This is a genomic window from uncultured Serinicoccus sp. (assembly GCF_947500995.1).
Classification (GTDB): Bacteria; Actinomycetota; Actinomycetes; order Actinomycetales; family Dermatophilaceae; genus Ornithinicoccus.
Map to the genome: position 1 here is coordinate 1 of NZ_CANMUA010000003.1, position 21580 is coordinate 21580.

19 protein-coding genes are annotated in these 21580 nt (G+C 73.8%); 5 read left to right on the top strand and 14 right to left on the bottom strand.

The annotated features are described in order from the left end of the window. Window positions 1–182: 182 nt before the first annotated feature. Window positions 183–989 (top strand): SDR family NAD(P)-dependent oxidoreductase, encoded by an 807-nt coding sequence (locus tag Q0967_RS05190; protein WP_298751936.1) that lies wholly within the window; start codon window positions 183–185, stop codon window positions 987–989. Between the two features lie 154 nt (window positions 990–1143). Further along, window positions 1144–3426 (top strand): cell wall-binding repeat-containing protein, encoded by a 2283-nt coding sequence (locus Q0967_RS05195; protein WP_298751934.1) that lies wholly within the window; start codon window positions 1144–1146, stop codon window positions 3424–3426. Between the two features lie 9 nt (window positions 3427–3435). Here the strand turns inward: Q0967_RS05195 and Q0967_RS05200 are convergent, their stop codons facing one another. The 13 genes from Q0967_RS05200 to Q0967_RS05260 all read right to left on the bottom strand — a co-directional run bounded on the left by Q0967_RS05200 (window position 3436) and on the right by Q0967_RS05260 (window position 18850). Continuing rightward, window positions 3436–4062 carry a magnesium transporter gene (locus tag Q0967_RS05200; protein WP_298751931.1) on the bottom strand — a complete coding sequence of 209 codons (627 nt, stop codon included), beginning with the start codon at window positions 4060–4062 and terminating at the stop codon, window positions 3436–3438. Window positions 4063–4071: 9 nt separating this feature from the next. Then, window positions 4072–4773, bottom strand: coding sequence for a magnesium transporter MgtE N-terminal domain-containing protein (locus tag Q0967_RS05205; RefSeq protein ID WP_299449435.1), 702 nt, complete (start codon window positions 4771–4773; stop codon window positions 4072–4074). An 83-nt stretch (window positions 4774–4856) separates the two neighbouring features. Continuing rightward, window positions 4857–6413, bottom strand: a complete 1557-nt coding sequence (locus tag Q0967_RS05210) for a flotillin family protein (RefSeq protein WP_298751927.1) — start codon at window positions 6411–6413, stop codon at window positions 4857–4859. 167 nt (window positions 6414–6580) lie between these two features. Further along, window positions 6581–7570: an alpha/beta hydrolase gene (locus Q0967_RS05215; RefSeq protein WP_298751925.1), complete on the bottom strand. Its 990-nt coding sequence runs from the start codon at window positions 7568–7570 to the stop codon at window positions 6581–6583. A 5-nt stretch (window positions 7571–7575) separates the two neighbouring features. Beyond that, window positions 7576–7887 (bottom strand): AzlD domain-containing protein, encoded by a 312-nt coding sequence (locus Q0967_RS05220; RefSeq protein ID WP_298751923.1) that lies wholly within the window; start codon window positions 7885–7887, stop codon window positions 7576–7578. Continuing rightward, on the bottom strand, window positions 7884–8585 hold the full coding sequence (locus tag Q0967_RS05225) for an AzlC family ABC transporter permease (protein WP_298751920.1): 702 nt from the start codon (window positions 8583–8585) through the stop codon (window positions 7884–7886). The genes Q0967_RS05220 and Q0967_RS05225 overlap by 4 nt, the downstream gene beginning before the upstream one ends. A gap of 102 nt (window positions 8586–8687) precedes the next feature. After that, window positions 8688–10676 (bottom strand): cell wall-binding repeat-containing protein, encoded by a 1989-nt coding sequence (locus Q0967_RS05230; RefSeq protein ID WP_299449440.1) that lies wholly within the window; start codon window positions 10674–10676, stop codon window positions 8688–8690. 132 nt (window positions 10677–10808) lie between these two features. Continuing rightward, window positions 10809–11372, bottom strand: a complete 564-nt coding sequence (locus tag Q0967_RS05235; RefSeq protein WP_298751916.1) for an NYN domain-containing protein — start codon at window positions 11370–11372, stop codon at window positions 10809–10811. 33 nt (window positions 11373–11405) lie between these two features. Beyond that, the gene (locus Q0967_RS05240; RefSeq protein WP_298751914.1) at window positions 11406–12596 is read right to left on the bottom strand and encodes an alpha/beta hydrolase-fold protein; all 1191 of its coding nucleotides are present in this window, start codon (window positions 12594–12596) and stop codon (window positions 11406–11408) included. After that, window positions 12593–13681, bottom strand: a complete 1089-nt coding sequence (locus tag Q0967_RS05245) for a hypothetical protein (protein ID WP_299449445.1) — start codon at window positions 13679–13681, stop codon at window positions 12593–12595. The genes Q0967_RS05240 and Q0967_RS05245 overlap by 4 nt, the downstream gene beginning before the upstream one ends. Next, window positions 13671–14888 (bottom strand): acetyl-CoA carboxylase biotin carboxylase subunit family protein, encoded by a 1218-nt coding sequence (locus Q0967_RS05250; RefSeq protein WP_299449448.1) that lies wholly within the window; start codon window positions 14886–14888, stop codon window positions 13671–13673. Before Q0967_RS05250 ends, Q0967_RS05245 begins: the two co-directional genes overlap by 11 nt. Window positions 14889–14960: 72 nt before the next feature. Then, window positions 14961–17162, bottom strand: a complete 2202-nt coding sequence (locus Q0967_RS05255; RefSeq protein WP_299449450.1) for an acyltransferase family protein — start codon at window positions 17160–17162, stop codon at window positions 14961–14963. A gap of 173 nt (window positions 17163–17335) precedes the next feature. Beyond that, window positions 17336–18850: a hypothetical protein gene (locus tag Q0967_RS05260; protein WP_298751908.1), complete on the bottom strand. Its 1515-nt coding sequence runs from the start codon at window positions 18848–18850 to the stop codon at window positions 17336–17338. A 109-nt stretch (window positions 18851–18959) separates the two neighbouring features. Between Q0967_RS05260 and Q0967_RS05265 the strand changes: the two genes are divergently transcribed. Both Q0967_RS05265 and Q0967_RS05270 read left to right on the top strand, forming a co-directional pair. Continuing rightward, window positions 18960–19478: a peptidylprolyl isomerase gene (locus tag Q0967_RS05265; protein WP_058891986.1), complete on the top strand. Its 519-nt coding sequence runs from the start codon at window positions 18960–18962 to the stop codon at window positions 19476–19478. Window positions 19479–19730: 252 nt separating this feature from the next. After that, on the top strand, window positions 19731–20420 hold the full coding sequence (locus tag Q0967_RS05270; RefSeq protein WP_298751903.1) for a rhomboid family intramembrane serine protease: 690 nt from the start codon (window positions 19731–19733) through the stop codon (window positions 20418–20420). Window positions 20421–20494: 74 nt separating this feature from the next. Here the strand turns inward: Q0967_RS05270 and Q0967_RS05275 are convergent, their stop codons facing one another. Further along, window positions 20495–20758: a cell division protein CrgA gene (locus Q0967_RS05275; RefSeq protein ID WP_298751901.1), complete on the bottom strand. Its 264-nt coding sequence runs from the start codon at window positions 20756–20758 to the stop codon at window positions 20495–20497. Window positions 20759–20812: 54 nt separating this feature from the next. Between Q0967_RS05275 and Q0967_RS05280 the strand changes: the two genes are divergently transcribed. Continuing rightward, window positions 20813–21574 carry a DUF881 domain-containing protein gene (locus tag Q0967_RS05280; protein ID WP_298751898.1) on the top strand — a complete coding sequence of 254 codons (762 nt, stop codon included), beginning with the start codon at window positions 20813–20815 and terminating at the stop codon, window positions 21572–21574. Window positions 21575–21580 lie beyond the last annotated feature (6 nt).

Sequence of the window (21580 nt, forward strand, 5' to 3'; positions counted from 1 at the left end):
GCCGCGTCCTCGTCCGGCACACACGCCGGAGACGACGACCTCAGCTACCGCGCTACACCACTATGCGGGACTCAACTTGAGCCTGTTGGTCCGGAGGGAGTCCATGCGGCCGCTGAGGCGTCCATGCAGTCAGGAGTACTGAGCCACACTCGCGAGCTCGCCAGGGTGACAGGATGAGGCCCATGAGTTCCCACCCCTCGCGCGGCGTCCTCGTCACCGGCTCTTCTCGAGGAGTGGGGGCGGCGGTGGCCCGCGCCTTCGCCGCGCGAGGCGACCGGGTCGTCGTCCACTACCTGGGCAGCGAGTCGGCTGCGCAAGAGGTATGTCGTTCCCTCCCGGGCGACGGGCATGCCGTCGTCCAGGCCGACCTCGCCGACCCGGACGCCGTCGAGCGGCTGGCAGCCGAGGCGACAGGGGCCCTGGGCCGGGTCGACGTCCTGGTCAACAACGCGGCGATGCTCGCCGCCCCGTCGGAGGGCGGGAGCCGGCGCGGCGACCACCCGCTGGAGGAGACGTCCTACCCCGAGTGGGTGGAGATCTGGCGGCGGACCCTCGAGACCAACCTGCTCGGCCCGGCCCACCTGACCTGGCAGGTGGCCCGCCACATGATCGACGTGCCGCCCGCCGACGGTGTCCCTGTCGGACGGATCGTCAACGTCGGCAGCCGCGGCGCCTACCGGGGGGAGCCGGACATCCCGGCCTATGGCGCGAGCAAGGCCGGCCTGCACTCCTTCGGCCAGTCGATGGCGGTGCGGCTGGGTCGGCACGGCATCGCGGTGACCTCGGTGGCACCGGGGTTCATCGAGACCGAGATGGCCGGCTACGCGCTGACCGGGGACCAGGGGGCGGCCACCCGCGCGCAGAGCCCCTTCGGCCGGGTCGCGCAGCCCCGCGAGGTCGCCGATGCCGTGCTCGCGCTGGCCGATCCGCGGGCGGAGTGGGCCTCGGGGGCGGTCCTCGACCTCAACGGGGCCAGCCACCTGCGCTGACACAGAGCCGGGGCGGTCGTGCTGCGTCTCCGGCCGTGGACGCCTCGGGACGACGAGAGGGCCGGCGCACAAGGCCCTACCCCTGGGGCGCGCGCAGTGCCACACTGAGGAGATCGGCGACCTGGTGGGCCGCCGGGAGGACAAGGAGTCCGTGATGCTCCTTCGACGGTTCTCGACAGCCGTGGTGGTGGCTGGCTGCACGCTGGCCCTCGCGCTGGGGACGGTCCCCGCCCAGGGCGACAGCGCCCGTGCTGAGGTGTCGCCGACGCCCGCCGCGGCACCGGTCCTGTCACAGCTGCCCCCTCCCCAGCCAGGGGCCGAGGTCTACCGCCGCCCCGTGGACGGGTCCTACACGATCAGCGGACGCGGCTTCGGCCACGGCATCGGCATGTCCCAGTACGGCGCCCACGGCGCCGGGCTCGCCGGGCTCACCCACGCCCAGATCCTCGCCTACTACTACCCGGGCACCCGCCTGGACACCCTCACCTTCGGGCCCATCCGCGTCGGCATCACGGTCGACGACGACGGGGGAACCCGGGTCGCCCACCGCTCCGGCCTCCGGGTCGGCAACGCCGCCACCAGCACCACGACGTATGCGCTGCCCTCCGGTCGCGACCAGTGGAGGGTGCGGGCCACCGGCGGCTCCCCCAGCAGCTGCGAGCTGCAGGGACGGGTCGACGGGGTGTGGTCGACGACCTGGCCGGCGGGCCTCACCCGCGCCTGCCCGGTGACCTTCAGCTCGCCCACCGACGGAAGCGTCGACCTCGTCCTGCCCGACGGCTCGCGGCGGGTCTACCGCGGCGCACTCACGGCGATGCACACCGGCACGTCCACCCTCCAGACGGTCAACCGGTTGCCGATGCAGTCCTACCTGCGCTCGGTCGTCCCCTCCGAGATGCCGATCTCCTTCCATGCCGCCGCCCTGCGCAGCCAGGCCGTGAGCGCGCGCACCTACGCCGCCCGTGGCGTGGGCGGGACGGCGGTCTACGACACCTGCGACACGGTGGCCTGCCAGGTGTACCGGGGCAGGGGGGTGCGCACCAGCGGTGGCGGGATCACCTCCTACGAGCACCCTGACACCGACGCCGCGGTGTCGGCGACGTCGGGGCAGGTCCTCACCTACGCCTTCGGCACCGGCCGGGCGCTGGCCACGACGATGTTCTCCTCGTCTTCGGGCGGGCACACGGCCCCTGGGTCCGCCGAGCACCCCTACCTGCGTGCCCACCCGGACGCGTACGACGGCGTCGCCGGCAACTCACGCCACACCTGGACCGCGGAGCTGCCCGTGAGCACCCTGGAGTCGACCTTCGGGATCGCGTGGGTGGAGCGGCTGCAGGTGCTCAGACGAGACGGCTTCGGGTCGTACGGCGGGCGCATCGTGCGCGCCCGCGTCGAGGGCTACGACGCGGCGGGGCGCTACACCTACCGGGACGTCACCGGACCGGACCTCCGCTTCGCCCGGCCCTACCCGACGCACCGCGACGGGCTGTCCTCCCACTACTTCACCTTCGTCGCCGAGCCCACGGTCAGTCCGGCCACCCGGATCGCCGGCGCCGACCGGTATGCCACGAGCGCCGCCGTGGCGCGCGCCTGGCCGGCGGGGGTCTCCACCGCGTACATCGCCTCCGGTCGCGACTTCCCTGACGCCCTCACCGCGGGAGCCCGCAGCGGGGTCCGCGACGCGCCCCTGCTCATCACCGACCCGGCGTCGCTGTCGTCGTCGACCGCCCAGGCGCTGGCCCGACTGCAGCCGGGGCGCATCGTCGTCGTCGGGGGCTCGGCGGCCGTCTCCGACACGGTCGTCTCCCAGCTGGCGGCATACTCCTCGAGCGGGGAGGTGCAGCGGCTGGGTGGCGCCGACCGCTACCACGTGGCGGCCACCGTCGCCGCGCACTACCCGCCGGACGTCGCCCGGGTCTACCTGGCCAGCGGGCAGGACTACCCCGACGCGCTCTCCGGCGCCGCCCTGGCCGCCCGCCAGGGAGCACCGCTGCTGCTCACCCGCCCGACGTCGCTCCCACCCGTGGTCGCCGAGCAGCTGCGACGCCTGTCCCCAGGCCAGGTCATCGTGCTGGGCGGCGACGCGGCGGTGTCGGGGGCGACGGCACGGGCTGCCGGCAGCTTCAGCGACACCGGCGGGTTCACCCGGGTGTCCGGCACCGACCGTTACGCCACCGCCCAGGCCGTCGCCCAGCTCTACCCAGCCGGCACCAGCCGCGCCTACGTGACCTCGGGCAGCGCCTACCCCGACGCGCTGGTGGCCGCCGCACGGGCGGGGCGCCAGGATGCTCCCCTGCTGCTCACCCGGGAGACCGCGGTGCCCGGACGCACCGCCGCAGCCCTGGACCGGCTCACCCTCTCGGCGATCTACGTCGTGGGAGGGTCCGCGGTGGTCAGCGACCGGGTGCTCGCCGAGCTGGGTCTGTCACTGGAGTGACCGACCCGCCTACAGCCCCAGGACCAGCCCGGCGACCAGGAAGTAGACGACGAGCCCGGTGGCGTCCACGAACGTGGTGATGAAGGGCGCGCTGATCACCGCCGGGTCGACCCCCAGGCGACGGGTGACGATGGGGATGACGCCGCCGGCGGCCGCGGCCAGCGCGCACACCGCCACGAGCGAGAGGCTGAGCACGACGGCGATGTCAATCCCGGCCACCCAGGCCGCGGGCAGGAACGCGAGCAGGGCAAGCGAGCAACCCAGCAGGAGTCCGACGGCCGTCTCGCGAGCCAGGACCCGGCCGACGTCCCGGGTGCGCACCTCGTCCAGCGCCAGGGCGCGGATCACGGTGGTCGCGGACTGGGCGCCGACATTGCCGCCCGTGCCGATGAGCAGCGGGACGAAGAGCGCCAGGGCGACGACCTGCGCGAGGGTGTCCTCGAAGTGGTCGAGGACGTTGACGGTCAGCGCCGCGGCGACGATGAGGGTCAGCAGCCAGGCGACGCGGCTGCGGACCAGGCGCCACACGGACGTGGACAGGTAGGGACGGCCCGTGGGCACCGTGCCGCCCGAGCGGGCGACGTCCTCGGACTCCTCCAGCTCCAGGATGCGCATGGCGTCGTCCACGGTGAGCACCCCCAGGAGTCAGTCCTCCGCGTCGACGACCGGCACGGCGAGCGCGCCGTGGTCACGGACCGACCGGGCGGCGACCTCCTGGTCCTGGGTCGCGGCGACCGAGATGGGCGCCGACATGAGGGCGTCGACCGAGGTGGCTGGGTCGGTGACCAGCAGGCGCCGCAGCGAGACGACGCCGACGACCACTCGCCCCGGATCGACCACAGGCAGCATGTAGATCGTCTCGGCGGCGTCCGCGCCCTCCCGGACCCGCACCAGGGCGTCGGCCACGGTGGTGCCGGCCGGCAGGGAGAGCACTTCCGGGGTCATCCGACGACCCACCGACCCCGGCGGGTAACCGAGCACGGTGAGCGTCATCCGGCGCTCCTCGGGCTCGAGGTCCCTCAGCAGCTCCCGGGCGACCGACGTGGGCAGCTCGTCCAGCAGCGAGACCCGGTCGTCCGGGTCCAGCTCGGCCACGATGCGCCCGACGTCCTGGGAGCGCAGCTGCGTCAGGAGCTCGCTCTGGAGCGCGGGCGCGAGCAGCTCGAAGATGCGCACCGACGCCGGCCTGGGCAGCACCCGGTATGCCACGGCGCGGGATCGGGCGTCGAGGCGTTCCAGCTCGTCGAGGAGCGCGGGGAGGTCGAGCTCGAGCAGCCGCTCCTGCACCGCCCGCAGGTCCTGCTCGCGCACGAGTGCGGCCAGGTCGGTCTGGTCCGTCCTCGGCATCGGCGCTCCTCCGCTCCTCGTCGGCCGGCCGGGGCGTCAGCCTCCGGCCGGCGTGGTCGCGGCCCGGCAGGTCGGGCCGGGGGTCAGCCCTCGACGGTCTCCTCCGCCGCGACGACCTCCGCCGGCCGGTCGTCCCCCGGCCGGTCGTCCGCCGTCCGCCCGCTGCGCAGCATCTGCAGCAGGTCGATGCCGGTCTGGGACTTGAGCTGCTTGGCGAGCTCCTGCACCCCGGTCGACACCTGGCCGGACAGCCGGGAGGCGCCGTCGCGGTCGATGACGGTGATGTCGTCGATGCTGCCGAGGGCGTCGGCGTAGGGCTGGGCCATCTTGGGCAGCGCGTCGAGCACCATCTGCAGGCGCGCCGACTCCGGGAAGGTCTGGTAGGCGTCGGCCTCCGCCTTGATCGCGGCACCGCGCGCCTCGCCCTTGGCCCGCTCGGCGGCGGCCTCGGCCTCACCGCGCGCCTGCACGCCGTCGGCCTCGGCACGCGCCCGGGCGAGGGCACCCTCGGCGTTCCGCTGCTGCTCCACCAGCGCGGCCTCGGCGCGCGCCCGCAGGGCCGCGGCCTCCGCGTCGGCCTGCGCGGTCGTGCGCTGGGCCTCGGCCTCCGCCTTGCGGATCGCGGTGGTCTTGGCGGCCTCCGCCTCCTGCTCCGCGGCGTACTTGCGGGCGTCCGCCTCCTGGGCCGCCTCGTACTTGCGGGCCTCCGCCGGCTTGCGCACCTCGGTCTGCAGCTCCTGCTCGCGCAGCGCCGCCCGGCGCTGGGCCACCTGCTCCTGCTCGACCAGCACCGACTGCTGCGCCTCGGCCTCGGCGCGCTCCTTCGCCGCCCCCGCCTCGGCCTCCGCCGTGGCGGTCTCCCGGGCGATCTGCGCGTTGCGCAGGGCCAGCGCCTTGTCGGACTCAGCGATCTGCACGGCGGCCTCGTTGGAGCGCTCGGTGCTCTCCTGCCGGGCCTGCGCCTCGGCGATCTCGGCGTCCCGGGCGACCGCGGCGGCGCGCGGCCGGCCGAGGTTGCGGATGTAGTCACCGGAGTCCTCGACGGTCTGGATCTCGAAGTTCTCCAGGATGAGGCCGCGCTCGGCCAGCATCGGCACCGCGATGTCCTTGACCTCCTTGGAGAAGTCCTGCCGCTCGTAGAGGATCGACTCCACCGTCAGCGTGCCCGCGATCGTGCGCAGCACACCCACGAGCACCTCGCTGGTCTGCTGCTCGATGACCTGCTCCTGGCTGCGGCCGGCGAAGCGCTGCGCCGCCGCGCGCACCATCCGCTCGGTGCCGCCCACCTTGACGACGGCGATGCTGCGCAGGGTGACGCCGACACCGCTCTTGGTCGTGGCGTCCTCGGCCGTGACCGGGAAGCTCTGCGAGGCCAGCGACAGCCGCGCCACCTGCTCGAAGATGGGCTTGACGAAGGTGCCGCCGCCGATGACCACCCGCTGACCGGACAGGTCGGTGGTCTCGTCGCCGGTCTCGGGGTTGATGACGGGGGTGCCGCTCTTGCGGCCGGTGATGATGAGCGCCTCGTCCGGGGTGGCGATCTTGAACCGCACCTTGGCGTAGACGAACGCGACCACCCCCAGGACGACCAGGACGATGACGACGAGCGCGACGATCAGGACGGGACCGGCGAGATCCATGGGACTCCTCAGGTATGACGTGTGGTCCGGCACGGAGGGCGGTCGGCCCCTCACGGACGGAGCCCCCCGGTCGACCGTCCCGTCAGCCTGCACGACGTCGGGCGGTCGCCTCCACCTTATCCAGGCGCAGCGGCGCGACGGGGCAGGTCAGCGGGCCAGTCGCCCGGTCACGGCGCGGCCGCAGCCTCCAGCAGGGCCAGGCTGGCCTCGACGATCTGCGCCTGCGCCTCGGCCCGGCTCGTCCCGGGGGTGCCGTCGCCCGGCTGCTCGCCGTAGTCCCCGAAGAAGGCGTGCACCGCGCCGGCGACCTGCACCACCTGGGTGTCCGGTGGCAGGTCGGCCAGGCTGGCCTCGATGTCGGCCGGGGTGGCGAGGCCGTCCTCGCTGCCGGACACCGTCGCGACCGCCAGGTCCTCGCGCCCGCTGAGGTCGTCCAGCGGGTAGGACGCCCAGAGCAGCAGGCCGGCGACCTCGTCGGGGTGGTCGGCGGCATACGTCGAGGCGACGACGCCGCCCAGGCTGTGGCCGCCGGTCACCCAGGTCACGATCTCGGGATGGTCCTCGATGACGTCCCCCGGAGCCCCCGCCGCGGTGAAGCCGATGTCGAAGGGCTGCTTGACGACGACGACCAGGTGGCCGTCCGCGGCGACCTCGGTGAGCAGCGAGAGGTAGGCCCGGGGGTCGACCCGCGCGCCCGGCTGGAAGACGAGCCCGTCCGTCGGTTCCTGCGCCGTCGGGGTGAGCGTGATCCGGGACGCGGAGTCGGTGACCGCCACCTCGGACGTGCCGTCCACCAGGGCGATCGCCGGCGGGCTGGCGGCGAAGGGCCGCAGCCAGGCGAGGACGCCCAGCACGAGGACGCTCAGGACGACCGCCACCGCGCCGCCCACGACCCGCAGCCAGCCGGACCGTCGTCCAGCGTCCGCGCGCGAGGGGGCGTCGCGCGCGGTCTCGGTCCTGCCCCGTGCCCCGCGCCGACGGAGCCCGGCGGCGAGCAGCAGGACGCCGACGACCGCGGCGAGCGAGACCGCGACCGCGTAGGCCGGGTGGCCGGCCAGCAGGACCCCCGCCCGGGTGAGCCAGATCCACCCGGGCACCAGGACCCACAGCGCGCCCAGGACGAGCAGCAGCCAGGGCGTGCGGCGCGAGCGGGTCATGCGGGTCACGGTAGACCCACGAGCCGGCCGAGCGCGGCGGCCGTCGCGCCCACCACGACGACGAGGAGGAAGGGGGCGCGCAGGAGCAGCGCCACCACGGCCGCGCCCAGGGCCAGCAGCCGGGAGTCGAGGGCCAGCGCCTGGCCGTCCGCCACGGCGTTCATCGTCACCAGGGAGGCCAGCAGCCCGATGGTCATGCACCCCGAGACCCGGACGACAGCGGGCGAGCCGAGCAGCCGTCGCGGCACGAGGTAGCCGCTGAGCTTGGTGAGGAAGGCGAGCCCGCACGCGGCGAGCAGCCACAGCCATACCGTCATCGCGCGGCCACCTCCTCGGCCGCCCGGTCGCGCCCCCACCACCCGACGAGGGCGGCGACGGCGGCCGCGACGAGGATGGGGATGCCCGGCGGCACGAGAGGTATGGCCAGCACGGTCACCACCGCGCAGACCGTGGCGATCGCCCAGGGCTCACGTCCGCGCAGGCGCGGCCACAGCAGACCGAGGAAGGCCGCCACCGCGGCGCCGTCCAACCCCCACTGACGGGGATCGCCGAGCGCGTCCCCGGCCAGTGCACCGAGGAGGGTCATGAGGTTCCACAGGACGAAGACCCCGATGCCGGCGGTCCAGAAGCCCCGGCCCTGCTCGACCCGGTCGGTCTGCCCCAGCGCGATGGCCGTCGACTCGTCGATGGTGACCTGCGCGGCCGCGAGCCGGCGCCAGCCCCGGGGCTGCAGCAGGGTGTTGACCTGCATGCCGTAGACGCCGTTGCGCAGCCCCAGCAGCGTGGCCGCGCCGGCGGCCGAGGCGGGGCTCCCGCCCCCGGCCAGCACCCCGATGAAGGCGAACTGCGACCCCCCGGAGAAGAGCAGCAGGCTGAGCAGGCAGACCTCGAGCACCCCCAGGCCGCTGGCCGTGCCGAGGGCGCCGAAGGACACCCCGTAGGCCCCGGTGGCCACCGCGATGGACAGCCCCGCCCGGGTGGCCGGGCTCGTCCGGACCAGCTCGCGCACGTTCACCACGCCATGGTGCCTCCTCCGTCGGGCGCGGGAGGAAGGGACCTGGGATGGAGAGGCGGCGCCTGGGGCGGATCCGGGTGCCGTCTCTCCACCCCGGGAGTCTCAGCAGGTGGTGGAGCCGGCGTCCCAGGAGAGGACGCCCGACCCACCGGCGAGCCGGGAGAGGCGGATGTCGAGGGCGTCGTAGACCTCGTCCACCGAGTTCGTGCGGCAGCCCTTGCGCACCAGCAGCAGCGGGGCGGAGCGGTCGGCCGCCAGCTGGGTGCCGGCCATCGCGTCCACCGCGGCGTCCCCGGCGGCGAGGACCGCCGTGGTCGACTGCTCGAAGGCGTCCATGGCGATGATCGCGCTCGTCTGGTAGCGGTTGCCGCCGCCGAGCCGTTCGATGCTGGCCTCGGGGAGCAGCCGCTGCGCCTGCCGGACCACCGACTCGGCGACCGCGCCCGTCCCGCCCAGGACGACGACGCGCGAGGGCGCGAGCTCGGCGAGCCGGGCCGCGGTGACCGGCGGCAGGTTCGCCGTCCGGGTGAGCAGCATCGGTGCCTCGACGTGGGCGGCGGCCGCGCCGCCACCCAGGGCGTCGGTGAGGTTGCTGCCGCTCGCGAGGTAGACGGTGCCGCTGTCCCACTCCTGCTCGTAGCTCAGCTGCACCGCGGTGTCGTAGCGGTCCGTGCCCGACACGCGGCGCACGGCGTACCCCTGCCGCTCGAACGCCCGCCCGACGGCGGGGGTGACGGCCTTCTCGCCGCCGACGAGGACGACCTCCAGGGCGCCCATGTCCTCCAGCACGCCCATCGTGGACGGCGGCACTGCCTCGGGCCGGGTCAGCAGGACGGCGGCGTGCCCCTTGCTGGCGACCGGGCCGACGCCCAGCGCGTCGGCGATCTCCTGGCCCTGCGTGACGTAGGCCGTGTCCACGCCGTAGGCGGCGCCCTCGTGGGCGAGACCGGCGGCGACGTCGTACCGGGTGGAGCCACCGATCCGCTGCACCGCGGTGCGGTCCAGGCGCTGCTCGGCGGCCACCATGGTGCGCAGCGCGCCGAGCATCTGGTACATCTGCCAGCCGGGGCAGCTGGTCGCGTAGACGTCGCGGTGACCGTGCAGCGTGGACAGGGTGCGGGTCCAGCCGAGGTAGGCGTTGGTGTAGCGCTTCTGCTGGGTCACGTCGACCCCGTGCAGGTTGAGCACCCACCCGGCGGTGCGCGCGAGACCGGCGAGCTCGGCCTGCGGCACCGGGCTGATCTCGTGGTTGCCGAGCGAGCTGAGGCCGAACCAGTCGTAGTTCATGCCGTAGGAGTGCGCGCCCTGGACGTTGTTCTCCAGCCCGCCGGAGCGGCCCTCCCAGACCCGCCCGTAGCGGTCGACGATGACGTTGTAGCCCACGTCGCGCCAGTCGAGGGTGTGCGCGTGGTAGCGGTAGACCGCGCGCAGCATCGCCGGCACGTCCTCGGCGGCGTAGTAGGCGTCGGTCGCGGTGTGGTGCAGGGTGATGCCCATCTTGGCCGAGGGGCGGATGGGGCCGGCGCTGGGGATGAGGTCCATGCCCTGGGCCCAGTCCTTGCGCCGGGCGACGACCAGGCCGTCCGGCTCGGCGTCGGGGACCGGCAGCTCGGCCACGGTCGCGGCGTCCTGCTCGGTGACGTAGGTGGTCCAGCTCTCGATGCGCGCGTCCGCGGTGTCGCCGGAGAGCTCCACCTGGACCCGGTCGGCGTCGAGCAGCACGGTGCCCTCGGTGCCCCAGTCGCCCTCGCCGGCGCCCTCCTCGGGGCCGGTGGCGAGACCGTCCTCGAGGGAGGTCCACTCACCCCAGGCGCCCTCCTGCTCCACCCGCATGCGGGCCCCGCCGTCCTGCGGGCCCGACCAGCGCACCCCCACGACGGTCACGGCCCGCTCGTCGACGTCCAGCGTCCCCCGCAGGACGTCGGCACCCTCGGCGGACGTGGTCTGCGGCACCGGGTCGAGGGCCACCGAGCGGTGCTGGGGGTCGGCGGGGGACTCGTCGGTGGCGAGGGCGGTCGGAACGCCGATCCCGGGCACCACCAGGGCCATCGCGGTGAGCGCGGACAGCACGAAGCGACGGGCAGAGGACATGGCGGATCTCCTTGACCGGAGACGTCCGGCCGCGGCTGACTGCATCAGAGGGACGCAGTGACACTAACCTCAGGCGTCACTGATGTCACTACTCTTTACCCAATGCATACCAACTGATCTGCGGCGATGTCGTTACTGCAGGAACTGCGCCGGGTCGAACTCCGCGATCGGGATGATCCGCAGGCGCGGCAGCGGGGCGTTGAAGGCCCGGGTGTCGTGCTCGAGGTCGAAGAACTCCATGCCCTGGTGCACGAGCTGCTGGAAGCCGGCGTTGCGGAACTCCTCGAAGGCGATGAGCCCGACGCGGCGGGTGCCGTCGAGGAGGGGGGACACCGTCTCCAGGAAGTCGCCGTCGTGGCTGACGAGCATGACGTCGTCGGTGCGGGCGTGCAGCGCCTCCAGGGTGCGCTGGATGGCGATGTCGACGACCTTCTCCTCGGCCGTCCCGGACAGCGGTACCGGCGTGTAGCCCAGGGCGCGCAGCGCCTGGACGAAGGACATCGGCAGTCCGCTGCTGGCGTTGAGGAAGAACAGCCCCTTGGCGCCCTGCCCCCACGTCTCCTGCGTGAAGGTGAGCAGGCGGTCCCACCGGGGACGCTCGTCCGGGTGGGGGCGCCGCCCGAGGATGGAGTTGCCTAGGGTGGCGTCGATGTTCTCCCCGTCGACGAGGAGATAGGTGATGCGGTCAGCGGTCATGACGAACCTTCGTCTCTCTTGTTATGTATCGATCTATTCGTAGACGAGCTTCTGCGGGCCCGGGAAGATCCACGACAAGCCGTCGCGCAGCCGGTCCCGCCAGTTCTCCCAGGAGTGGCCGTCCCGGGACTCGACGTACTGCACCCGCGCCCCGGTGGACTCGAAGACCGGCACCATCGAGCGGTTCGGCACGATGAGCGGCTCGTAGACGCCACAGGTGATGAACATCCGCTCGGCCACCCGACGGGGACGCTCGCGGTAGCGGTTCATGAAGGTCACCACGGGGTCGAAGGCCGGCCCGCCGCCGTGGTCGGAGCCGATGTCGGTGAAGACGAAGGACCCGGACTGCAGGAAGAGGTTGCCCCAGACGCCGGGGTTGCGGGCGGCGGTGGACAACGAGGCGACCGCGCCGAAGCTGGCACCCATGAGGCAGCGGGCGTCCGAGCGCCGGATGAGCGGCAGCTGCTCCTCCAGGGCCGGCAGCAGCTCGGTCGTGAGGTGGCGCGCGTGCGGGGCGGAGTTGGGGTACTCGCGCAGCCGGTCCCCGGGGTTGGTGAAGACGACGACGGTCTCGGCCATGTCGAGGTCGTGGATGAGGTTGTCGAGCACCGTGCGCATGGCGGCGTAGTCGAGGTAGTCGTCACCGTCGTGCACGACGAGCAGCGGGTAGCGGCTGCTGCGGCGGAACCGCGCCGGGAGGTAGACGCGGGGGTGGGTCGCACGCCGCAGCGCCGTGCTCTGGACGGTGAGGTCGACGAGCTCGCCGGGCCGGGCGTCCGGCTGCGGCACGACCCACTCGGGGGTCTGGTAGCCGGCGGCCTGGCACACGCTCGAGGACCCGACGGGGCTGTGCGCCACGTACGGGTTGAGCGGGTCGTTGAAGGTCTCCACGGCCTCGCCCTGGCGGACCTCGATCTGGTACTCCACCCGCGACGCCGCCGGCAGCTCGATGGTGACGTACCAGAGCGGGGTGGTGCCCTCGGGCACCTCCAGCCGCTTCATCGGCACGTGCTGCGGCTGGTTGACGATGCGGTGCCGCACGGCGACGCCGTCGGCGTGGCCGCGGTAGAGGAAGGTGCACTTCGGCCCCTCCACGATCGGCACCTCGCGCTCGGCCAGGAAGCGCTCGATGACCTGGTCGTCCAGCCGGCGGGCGCGCAGCGCGTTGATCGCGAGCTTGCCCTTGTGCCGAGGGGGCAGCGGGTATGCCGTCTGCTGGCTCACGCGTCCTCCTCCCCCGGGGTGGTGGACGGGTCGGCGGACGTGGCGGCGGTGGAGGGGGCTGCGACGGGCGCGGCATACCTCGTCACCGTGCCGTCGGGTCCGAAGACCCGGGTGCCCTCGGGCACCCGCCCGTCCGCGGTGAGGGTGACCCGGTCGCCGGGGTCCAGCGGCAGCGCCACCCTCGGCTGGCACCGGTGGGTGAGGGTGCGCATGCGGTCCGGGTCCTTGATGTCGAGCCGGTCGGTCGCGGAGGGCAGGGCGACCAGGCCGCGGGTCAGACCGAGCCCGTCCATGAGCACCTCGGCCACCCCGGGGGCCACGACGGAGTCGTCGTAGAACAGCACGACCCGCTCGGTGATCGCCATCGCGCCGGCACCCCAGGCGAGGACCGGGCGGTCGACGCGGGCGTGGACCCCCCGGGGGTCGCGCGGGTCCGGCACGGCCGTGGCGAGCACCGGGGCGAGGTCGAACATGTGCAGGGTGCCGAGCAGCACGCCGACGTGCCCGCCGGCGATGACGACGGCCTCGCACTCGCCGACGAGGTGGCCCACCTCGTGCCGGCCCCGCACGACGGGGTCCCGGTGCTGCGGCTCGTGGGTGGCGAAGAACTCCTCGTTCACCTCGCCGACCCGCTGGACGTGCCGTTCGTCCAGCTCGCGGATGATCTCCAGGACGTCCTCCACGGCCATCCGGTGCACCCGGGCGTCGCGCGGCTGGTGGCCCCGGATCCGGGTGCAGGCCTCGACCGCCTTCTGGAGGCCGATGAGGTAGAGCTCCTGCATCTCGGTGAGGACCTGCCGACGCCGCCGGTCGGCGCGCTCCAGCTCGGGGTCCTCCTCCCAGATCTGCTGCATCCGCTGCCACAGGTGGAGGTTGACGCACCGACCGCCGAGCTGGTCCACGAGCACCGTGTCGTCGCGCTCCCGGTCCCGCCACCCGGCGGTGATGGTCGCCACCCGGGCACCCTCGAGCCCGAGGGAGCGCATGACCTCGTCGACGACGGGCTCGCGCTGGGGGCCCAGCAGGGTGATCCGGTGGTCGGGCGCCCCGTGGCCGTCCCCGTCGGTGGAGCCCTCAGCGGGCATGGACATGCACCGTGCGCCCCACGTCGTCGAGCATGTCCCGCAGCACGTCGAAGTCCGGGTGCCGCATCCGGATCCACGCGTTGGCCATGAAGCCGGCCTCGACCGGCTGGGTGCCGGTGCCCGCGACCGGGACGTGCGCGTCGATGATCCACCGGCCGTAGCGGTTCTCCACGTCCTCCAGCCCGCTGTAGCCGCTGATGACGCCGTCCCGGTCCGGGCGCAGCGCGACGATGCCCGCGCTGTGGCTGCGGCTGGGGCGCTCGCGCACCTCGCCGTGAACGACGGACTGGGCCCACGCGGCATACACGTCCATGTCGTTGGCCGCGCAGTAGAGGTCCCAGCACCCGACCCCGGGCGGCCGGCAGCCGATCTCGGAGAAGGTCAGCCCGCGCGGCCCGTGGAACCACTCCATGTGGGTCGCGGACGTGCCGATCCCCAGCGCCTCGTTGACCCGGTGCCCCATGGCACGGATCTCGTCGTAGAGCCCGCCGTCGTCGATGCGGTTGGTGGCGATGAACTGCGGGGAGATCCACCGCGAGCGCATCCCCTCCAGCACCCCGGGGAAGTAGTGGCAGGCGAAGTCCAGCTCGATGCGGCCGTCGACGGAGACGGTGTCGTAGAACCCCTCGTGGCCCTCGATGAACTCCTCGACCGCGATGGAGCTGTAGCGGCCCATCCGCTCCAGCGCCGCGGAGAGCTCGGTGTCGGAGCCCACGCGCACCGTGTCCGCGGCGCCGGCGGCGTCCCGGGGCTTGAGGATGAGCGGGTAGCCGACGGCGGCGGCGAAGTCCCACACCTGCGCGGCGTCGTCGGCCCCGGTGGACCGGGCGGTCGGCACGCCGGCGGCGCGCAGCGCCTCCTTCATCGAGGGCTTGTCGCGGCACAGCCAGGTGGTGCGCACCGAGGTGCCGGGTATGCCGAGGTCCTCGCGGACCTGGGCGGCCACCATCTGGTGGGACTCGATGGTCGACTCCATCCGGTCCACCCACACCATGCCCTGGACGCGGCGTACGGCGTCGGTCATCTGGGCCCGGTCGGTCACCGACCCGACCTGCTCGTAGTGGACCATCCAGGACGTCAGCTGGTCGTCCAGGTAGTCCAGCGGGGTCTCGCCGATGCCGATGACGTTGGCGCCGGCCTCCGCCAGGGCCCGGGCGAACTCGCGCTGGTTCTTCGGGAAGTGCGGCTCCACGAGGACGATGTTCACGACCCTGAGCCTGCCACATCCGGGCGGCGGGCGGGAGTGCTGACCGGGGAGGACGCCTCGGCCCGGGCGACCTCAGCCGCGGCGGGCGAGCTCGTCGAAGGCACGGGCGACGACCCCGGCGTAGACGTGCATCCCGTCGATGTCGGGGTGGACGTTGTCGCTCTGCAGCGTCTCCGGCTGCTGGCTGATCGTCGCGTTCCACTCCCCGACGACGGCGTTGGGGTAGTCCGCGACGACCTCGCCGATGGTCTGGTTGGAGGACTCGGTGAAGGAGGCCTGCACGTAGAGGTCCATGACCACGACGTTGCGCTCCGGTCCGAGCGCGTCCAGCACCGCCCGCAGCGCCTCCTCGTCGACGCCGGCGTTGGTGCCGAGGTGGAGGACGACGTTGTCGCGCACCGTCCCGGCCTCGATCGCCTCGTCCACGCGCTGCGTCGCGTCGCCCCACTGGCGGTTGGACTCGGCGACGAAGGCGATGTCCGGGAAGCGGTAGGTCAGGCCGTCGGCGCTGGTGACGACGAGCGAGTCGCCGATGGCGGTGAGGTCGGACCCGGCAGGCACCAGCAGCCCGTCGGCGTCCTCGCGGAAGGTGCTGCCGTTGACGTCCACCTCACCGGGGGAGGGTGCGGCCTCCGCCTCGGTGGTGCCCTCCTCGCCCTCGTCGCCCGGGGCGTCCTCGTCGCTCCCCCCGTCCTCGGCGGTGCCCTCCTCGGACCGCTCGGCGCCCGCGCCGAGGGCCGCCCCGAGCCCGGTGCCCCGGCGCACGGCCTCGGACGGGCCCTCCTGGGTCGAGGCGGGAGCCGGCGTGCCGTTGTCGATGCGGGTCTGCGACTGCTCGATCTGCCGCTGGGTCGCGGACTTCTCGGGGGCGGTCACGAGGGCGATGACGGTGGCCAGGAGCAGCAGCACCAGGCCCGCCGCGACGATGCGCGGGCGCGTGCTGCGGTGCCACCCCTGGGTGAACCAGCCGGCGGCGGCCCGGATGCTGGCCCGGATGCCCCGCCGTCGGACCGGCACCTCGAGGAACCGCCAGGACAGCTCGGCCAGGACCAGGGTGACGACCAGGGCGCTGAGCAGGACGGCGGTCCCGCGGGCGGTACCGACGGCATACGGGACGAGCGCCCCGGCGATGACGAGCACCGGCCAGTGCCAGAGGTAGATGCCGTAGGAGCGCTGCCCCAGCCAGGCCAGCGGCCGCAGCGACATGACGCGCCGCCACGGAGAGGGGGCCTCGAGCAGCCCGGCGACGAGCACGACGGTCGCCAGCGACGCGAGGGCGATGCCACCACGGAAGGTCAGCGCCGAGTCCTCCCCGGACCAGCGCATGAGGCCGCCCAGGACCAGCAGTGCCGCGATGACCGCGGGACCACGAGCCCGTCGCCAGGTGCGGGTGCGCAGACCGGCCCGGTGCCCGGGGTCGGCCCAGGCGAGGGCCAGGGCCGCCCCGCCCATGAGCCCCATGAGGTGGGTGTCGGTGCCGTAGTAGACGCGGGTGGCGTCCGCGCCGGTGGTGACGAGGGTGGCCATGAGCACGGTCGAGGCGAGCCCGAGCAACGCGACCGCTGTCACCCGGTGCCGGGTGGTGGGGGCGAGGGCGAGCAGGACGACCAGCGCCAGCGGCCACAGGAGGTAGAACTGCTCCTCGACCGCCAGGCTCCAGAAGTTGACGAAGAGGATGGGGCTGGTGCTGTGGAAGTAGCTCGCGCCGGCCGCGATCTCCAGCCAGTTGCTGGTGAAGGTCAGGGCGCCGATGGTCTGCCGGCCGATGCCGACGAGCAGGTCGCCGCCGACCAGCCGGGCGGTGGCGACGCTGACCAGCACGACCACGGCCAGCGGGGGCAGCAGCCGGCGCGCCCGTCGGCGCCAGAAGGTCGGGAGGTCGACCCGTCCGCGGTGGTCGACCTCGCGCAGCAGCAGGGTGGTGATGAGGAAGCCGCTGACGACGAAGAAGACGTCGACCCCGAGGAACCCGCCGGGCAGGGCCGTCGGGACGAAGTGGAAGGTCAGGACCGCGAGGATGGCGATGGCCCGCAGGCCGTCCAGGCCCGGGATGTGGCCGGGTCGCGGGTCGACGTCGCGGGGGCCGCGACCTCCCCGGCGCGGGGGCCGTCGCGGGGCGGGGGTGGCCTCGAGCACGGCGCCCGGTGCCGCGGTGTGCCGCGGGGGCAGGGACGCCCGGGTGCGGTGCTCACCGGGGTCGACCAGGGCCCGCTCACCGCCGGGGGTGGCGCCGCGGTCCTCCGCGGGGGTCGGGGACGAGGCGGGCAGAGACATCTGCCGTGCCACCTCCTTCGTCGACCGACCCGGGAACCGCTGGCGACCAATCTAGGCGCGCCGTCGGCGCAGGTCGGGGAGGTGGAGGGTGTGTCGCCGGACGTGCGACGAGGCGCCCACCGCGGTGGTGGGCGCCTCGTGCGGGCCGGGTGCGGCCGGGGTGGCTCGGTGCCTCAGACCCGGGAGGGGGTGTCCCCGTCCTCGTCACCGTCGGAGGCGTGCGGCAGGGCGTCGCCCTGACGCGCCTGGGCCTCGCGGATCTCCTCGGTGGGGGCCTCGCCCTCACCCTGCTCCTCGACGGGGGCGGCGTGGTCGCTGCCGAGCTCGTCGATCTGCTCGGTGTCGAGCATCTTCGGGGAGCCGTCGTCGTTGAGCGAGGGCGCTGCCACGCCCGCGTCCGCGCCGTCGGCGGCGTCGCCGTCGCCCACCCGGCCGTGGTCCTCGCCGATGCCGTCGTCGGCCACCGGGTGGTCGCCCTGCGTCTCCTGAGCGTCGTTGCTCATGGTGCTCTCCTTCTCTGTGGTGGACCCGACCGCCCCCGCCGTCGCGGCGGTGGTCGTCGCCGGAGCGGCGGTCGCCGAGGAGGTGGAGGTGGTCGAGGTGCTCGCGGCCCACGGGTCGCGCGTCTCCTTGGCGGCCCACGGGTCGGCGGCGGGCTGCCGCTGCTGCTGGGCGAGCCACCAGGCGAGGCCGGCGCCGGCGGCGGCCAGCAGGCCCAGGGTGATGAGGGCCCCGCCCCGGCGCTTCCTGGGCTTGGGCGTCCCGGTCACCGCGGCCACGACGCCCTCGTCCTGCGCCAGCAGCCGGTCCTTGCCGACCTGCATGTCCGCGAGCATCTGCTGGATCTTCGGGAGCAGCTCGTCGTTGATGAGGTCGCGGACGTGGTCGACCGCGGGTGCGACGCCGGCGATGGACTCCTGGGCGCGGGGCACGGCGACGTCGATGCCGTGGTCCACGCCGGAGACCGCGCGGTCGCGGGTGGCGGCCGCCAGTCCGGCGAGCGCGGCGGCTCCCGCGCCGGCCCGGGCGACGGCGGCCTCGCCGACGGGGCCGGCCTGGTCCAGGGCGGCGGCGGAGCGGTCGCGCAGCACGTCCACGGCGTGGAGGCCCTGCTCGCGCAGGACCTCGCCCTGGTGGCGGGCGTCCTTCACCGCCTGCGTGCCGTGCTTGCGGGCGTCCTTGGCGGTCTGCTTGCCCTGCTTGCGGGCGTTCTTGGCCGCCTTCTCGCCGTGCTTGCGGGCGTCCTTGGCGGTCTGCTTGCCCTGCTTGCGGGCCTTCTTGGCCGCCTCCTCGCCCTGGCTGCGCAGGTCCTCGGCGAGGCGGGAGGCGCGGTCGGCCCCGACGGCACTGACGGCCGCGGCGCGGCCACCGGCCTTCTTGCTCTGCTTCTCCAGCGCCGACCGGCTGTGCTGGCGCGCCTGTCCGGCGGCCGCACGGGCCTTGCCTGCCGCCTTGGCGGCCGACTCGCGGTCCTGCTGAGCGGCCTTGAGCGCCTTGGCGCGGGCCTTCTGGGCGTGCTTGCGCCCGGATGTGTCGTCCTGCGGGGCGGTCACCTCGGCGAGGGTGGCCAGGACTGCGGCTCCCAGGTTGCGGGCGCCGGACGCGGCGCTCGCACCGGCCTCGGAGGCGTCCTGCCGGGCGCGGCTGGCCTCGGCCGCGGCTCGCTCGGCATCGGTCTTGAAGAACACGTGCTGTCCCTCCTGTTGTCGGTCTCGGCCCATCCTGCCCTGTCGCGCTTCCGAACTCCACCTCACCCGCCAGGCACGCGGCCTCGGAGGGCCGTGCGAAACTGGGGCCATGAACGTCACGCTGCACACCAACCACGGCGACATCGCGCTGGTGCTCTTCGAGCACGCGGCCCCCAAGACGGTCGCCAACTTCACGGGCCTCGCCACGGGGGAGAAGGAGTACTCCGACGACGCCGGCCGGAGCAACCCGCAGCCGTTCTACGACGGCCTGTCCTTCCACCGCATCATCCCGGGGTTCATGATCCAGGGGGGTTGCCCGATGGGCGAGGGCTTCGGCGGCCCGGGCTTCACCTTCGACGACGAGATCAGCCCCGACCACACCTTCACCCAGCCCTACATGCTCGCCATGGCCAACGCCGGCAAGCGCATGGGCAAGGGCACCAACGGCTCGCAGTTCTTCATCACCGTGGAGCCGACCCCGTGGCTGCAGGGCAAGCACACCATCTTCGGCGAGGTGGCCGACCAGGCCTCCCGCGACGTCGTCGACGCGATCGCCGCGGTGCCGACCGGTGCCGGTGACAAGCCGGCCGAGCCGGTCGTCATCGAGCGGGTCAGCGTCGACGGCTGAGCCCCGGGCGAGCCGGTGAGCGGATCTGCTGCCGACGCCCCGGGGGTCCCGCCCGGTGGGGGCGGCGCGCCGGAGGGCCCGCCCGTGTGCCCGCGGCACCCGGACCGGACGTCCTACATCCGGTGCCAGCGCTGCGAGCGCCCGACCTGCCCTGACTGCCAGCGTCCCGCGGCGGTGGGGGTCCAGTGCGTGGACTGCGTGTCGGAGGGTGCTCGCTCGGCGCCGGTCGCCCGGACCCGTTTCGGTGCGCCAGTGCGCCAGGGTCGGCCGGTCGTCACCTGGACGCTCATGGGGCTGTGCCTGGTGGTGTACGTCGCGCAGCTCGCCAACCCCGCGGTCACCCGCGAGCTGGCCTTCGTCGGCGTGCTCGCCGGGGCCGAGCCGTGGCGGCTCGTGACGTCGGCCTTCGTCCACTCCCCCCAGAGCCTGCTGCACATCGCCTTCAACCTCTACATCCTCTTCGCCGTCGGCCCGGTCCTCGAGGAGGCCCTCGGGCGCGCGCGCTTCGCCGTGGCCTACCTCATCTGCGCCGTCGGCGGCTCGGTCGGGGTGCTCGTGCTGGCGGCCCCCGACCCCGGGTGGGTGCGCCCCGTCGTGGGCGCCTCCGGCGCCATCTTCGGCCTGCTGTTCCTCTACATCGTGCTGGCCTCGCGCCGGGGCGGGGTGTCGACGGGCCTGCTGGTGATGATCGGCATCAACCTGGCCCTGCCGTTCTTCGTCGGCGGCATCGCCTGGCAGGCCCACATCGGTGGCGCCGTGACCGGCGCGGCCATCGGGGGTCTCATGCTGCTGACCTCGGCGCCCGGCCGGTCCCCGGAGGCCGTGCGGCGACGGGCGCTGGCCTGGCCGGCGCTGACCGGCGTGCTGGTCGTGCTCCTGCTGCTGGCCGGGCTCCGGCTGTGGCAGGTCCTGGGCCCCGCGGCCCTCGGGCTGCCCGGCTGAGCGGCCGCCCGACGGTGCGCCGGCCGAGTTACACGGGTGTGGTTATCCCCACCGTGGGGACAACCTGTGGATGACTACCGCCACTGGGTCGCCATACCGAAGCCGATCATGATGAGACCCATGCCGATCCCGAGGTTCCAGTAGCGGATCGACTCGATGGGCCACAGGCCGCCGGTGATGTAGAAGATGGCCACCCACAGCACGCCGACGATCATCAACGCACACATCACCGGCACGAACCAGTTGGGGTTGCTCGGCAGGCTCTGGGTCCTGGGCTCCGTCTGGCTGGTGCGCTGGGCGCGCTTGCGGGCGCCTTCTCGGCCTCGGGACTCGGGCACGTCGACTCCTTCGTGGTGGGAGCCGCCAGGATATACGCCGGATACCCTGGGGCCATGACCGATCAGCGCAGCGGGGGGCCGGGGTCCGCGGTGACGCCGCGCCGGGCCCGGAGCAGGACGGTCGGGGTCACCCTGGTCTGCCTGGCGGCGGGGCTGCTCTTCGGCACCAGCGCCTCGCTCGCCCGGGACGCGCGGCCGGAGCCGGGCGACCTGGTCGGTCTCATCACCCAGCGCGACCTCGAGGTGCGCGAGCTGAGCGCCCGGGCCGACGATCTGCGCGAGGACGTGGACCGGCTGCGGGCCGAGCAGGCGACCAGCGCCGCGGCGGTGGACCAGCAGCGGGCGGAGGAGCTGGCGGTGGGCGTCGGCGCCACCGCCGTCTCCGGACCGGCGGTGAGCGTGACCCTGGACGATGCCGGCTACAGCCTGGACACCCTGCCCGAGGGGTACTCGGTCGACGACGTCGTCGTGCACCAGCAGGACCTCCAGGGCGTGGTCAACGCCCTGTGGACGGGCGGCGCCGAGGCGATCATGGTCCAGGACCAGCGCATCGTCGCGACCAGCTCGGTCCAGTGCGTGGGCAACACCCTCTACCTCCAGGGCCGGGTCTACTCCCCGCCCTTCACCGTGACCGCCGTCGGGGATCCCGAGGCGCTCACCGCGGCGCTCGCGGCCGACCCCGTCGTCGCGACCTACCGCGACTGGGCCGACGCCGTCGGACTGGGGTATGCCGTCGCCGACCTCGGGGAGACCGAGCTCCCGGCCTACGCCGGTCAGGTCCGACCGAGCCACGCGCAGGTCGTCGACTCCCGCTGACGCGGG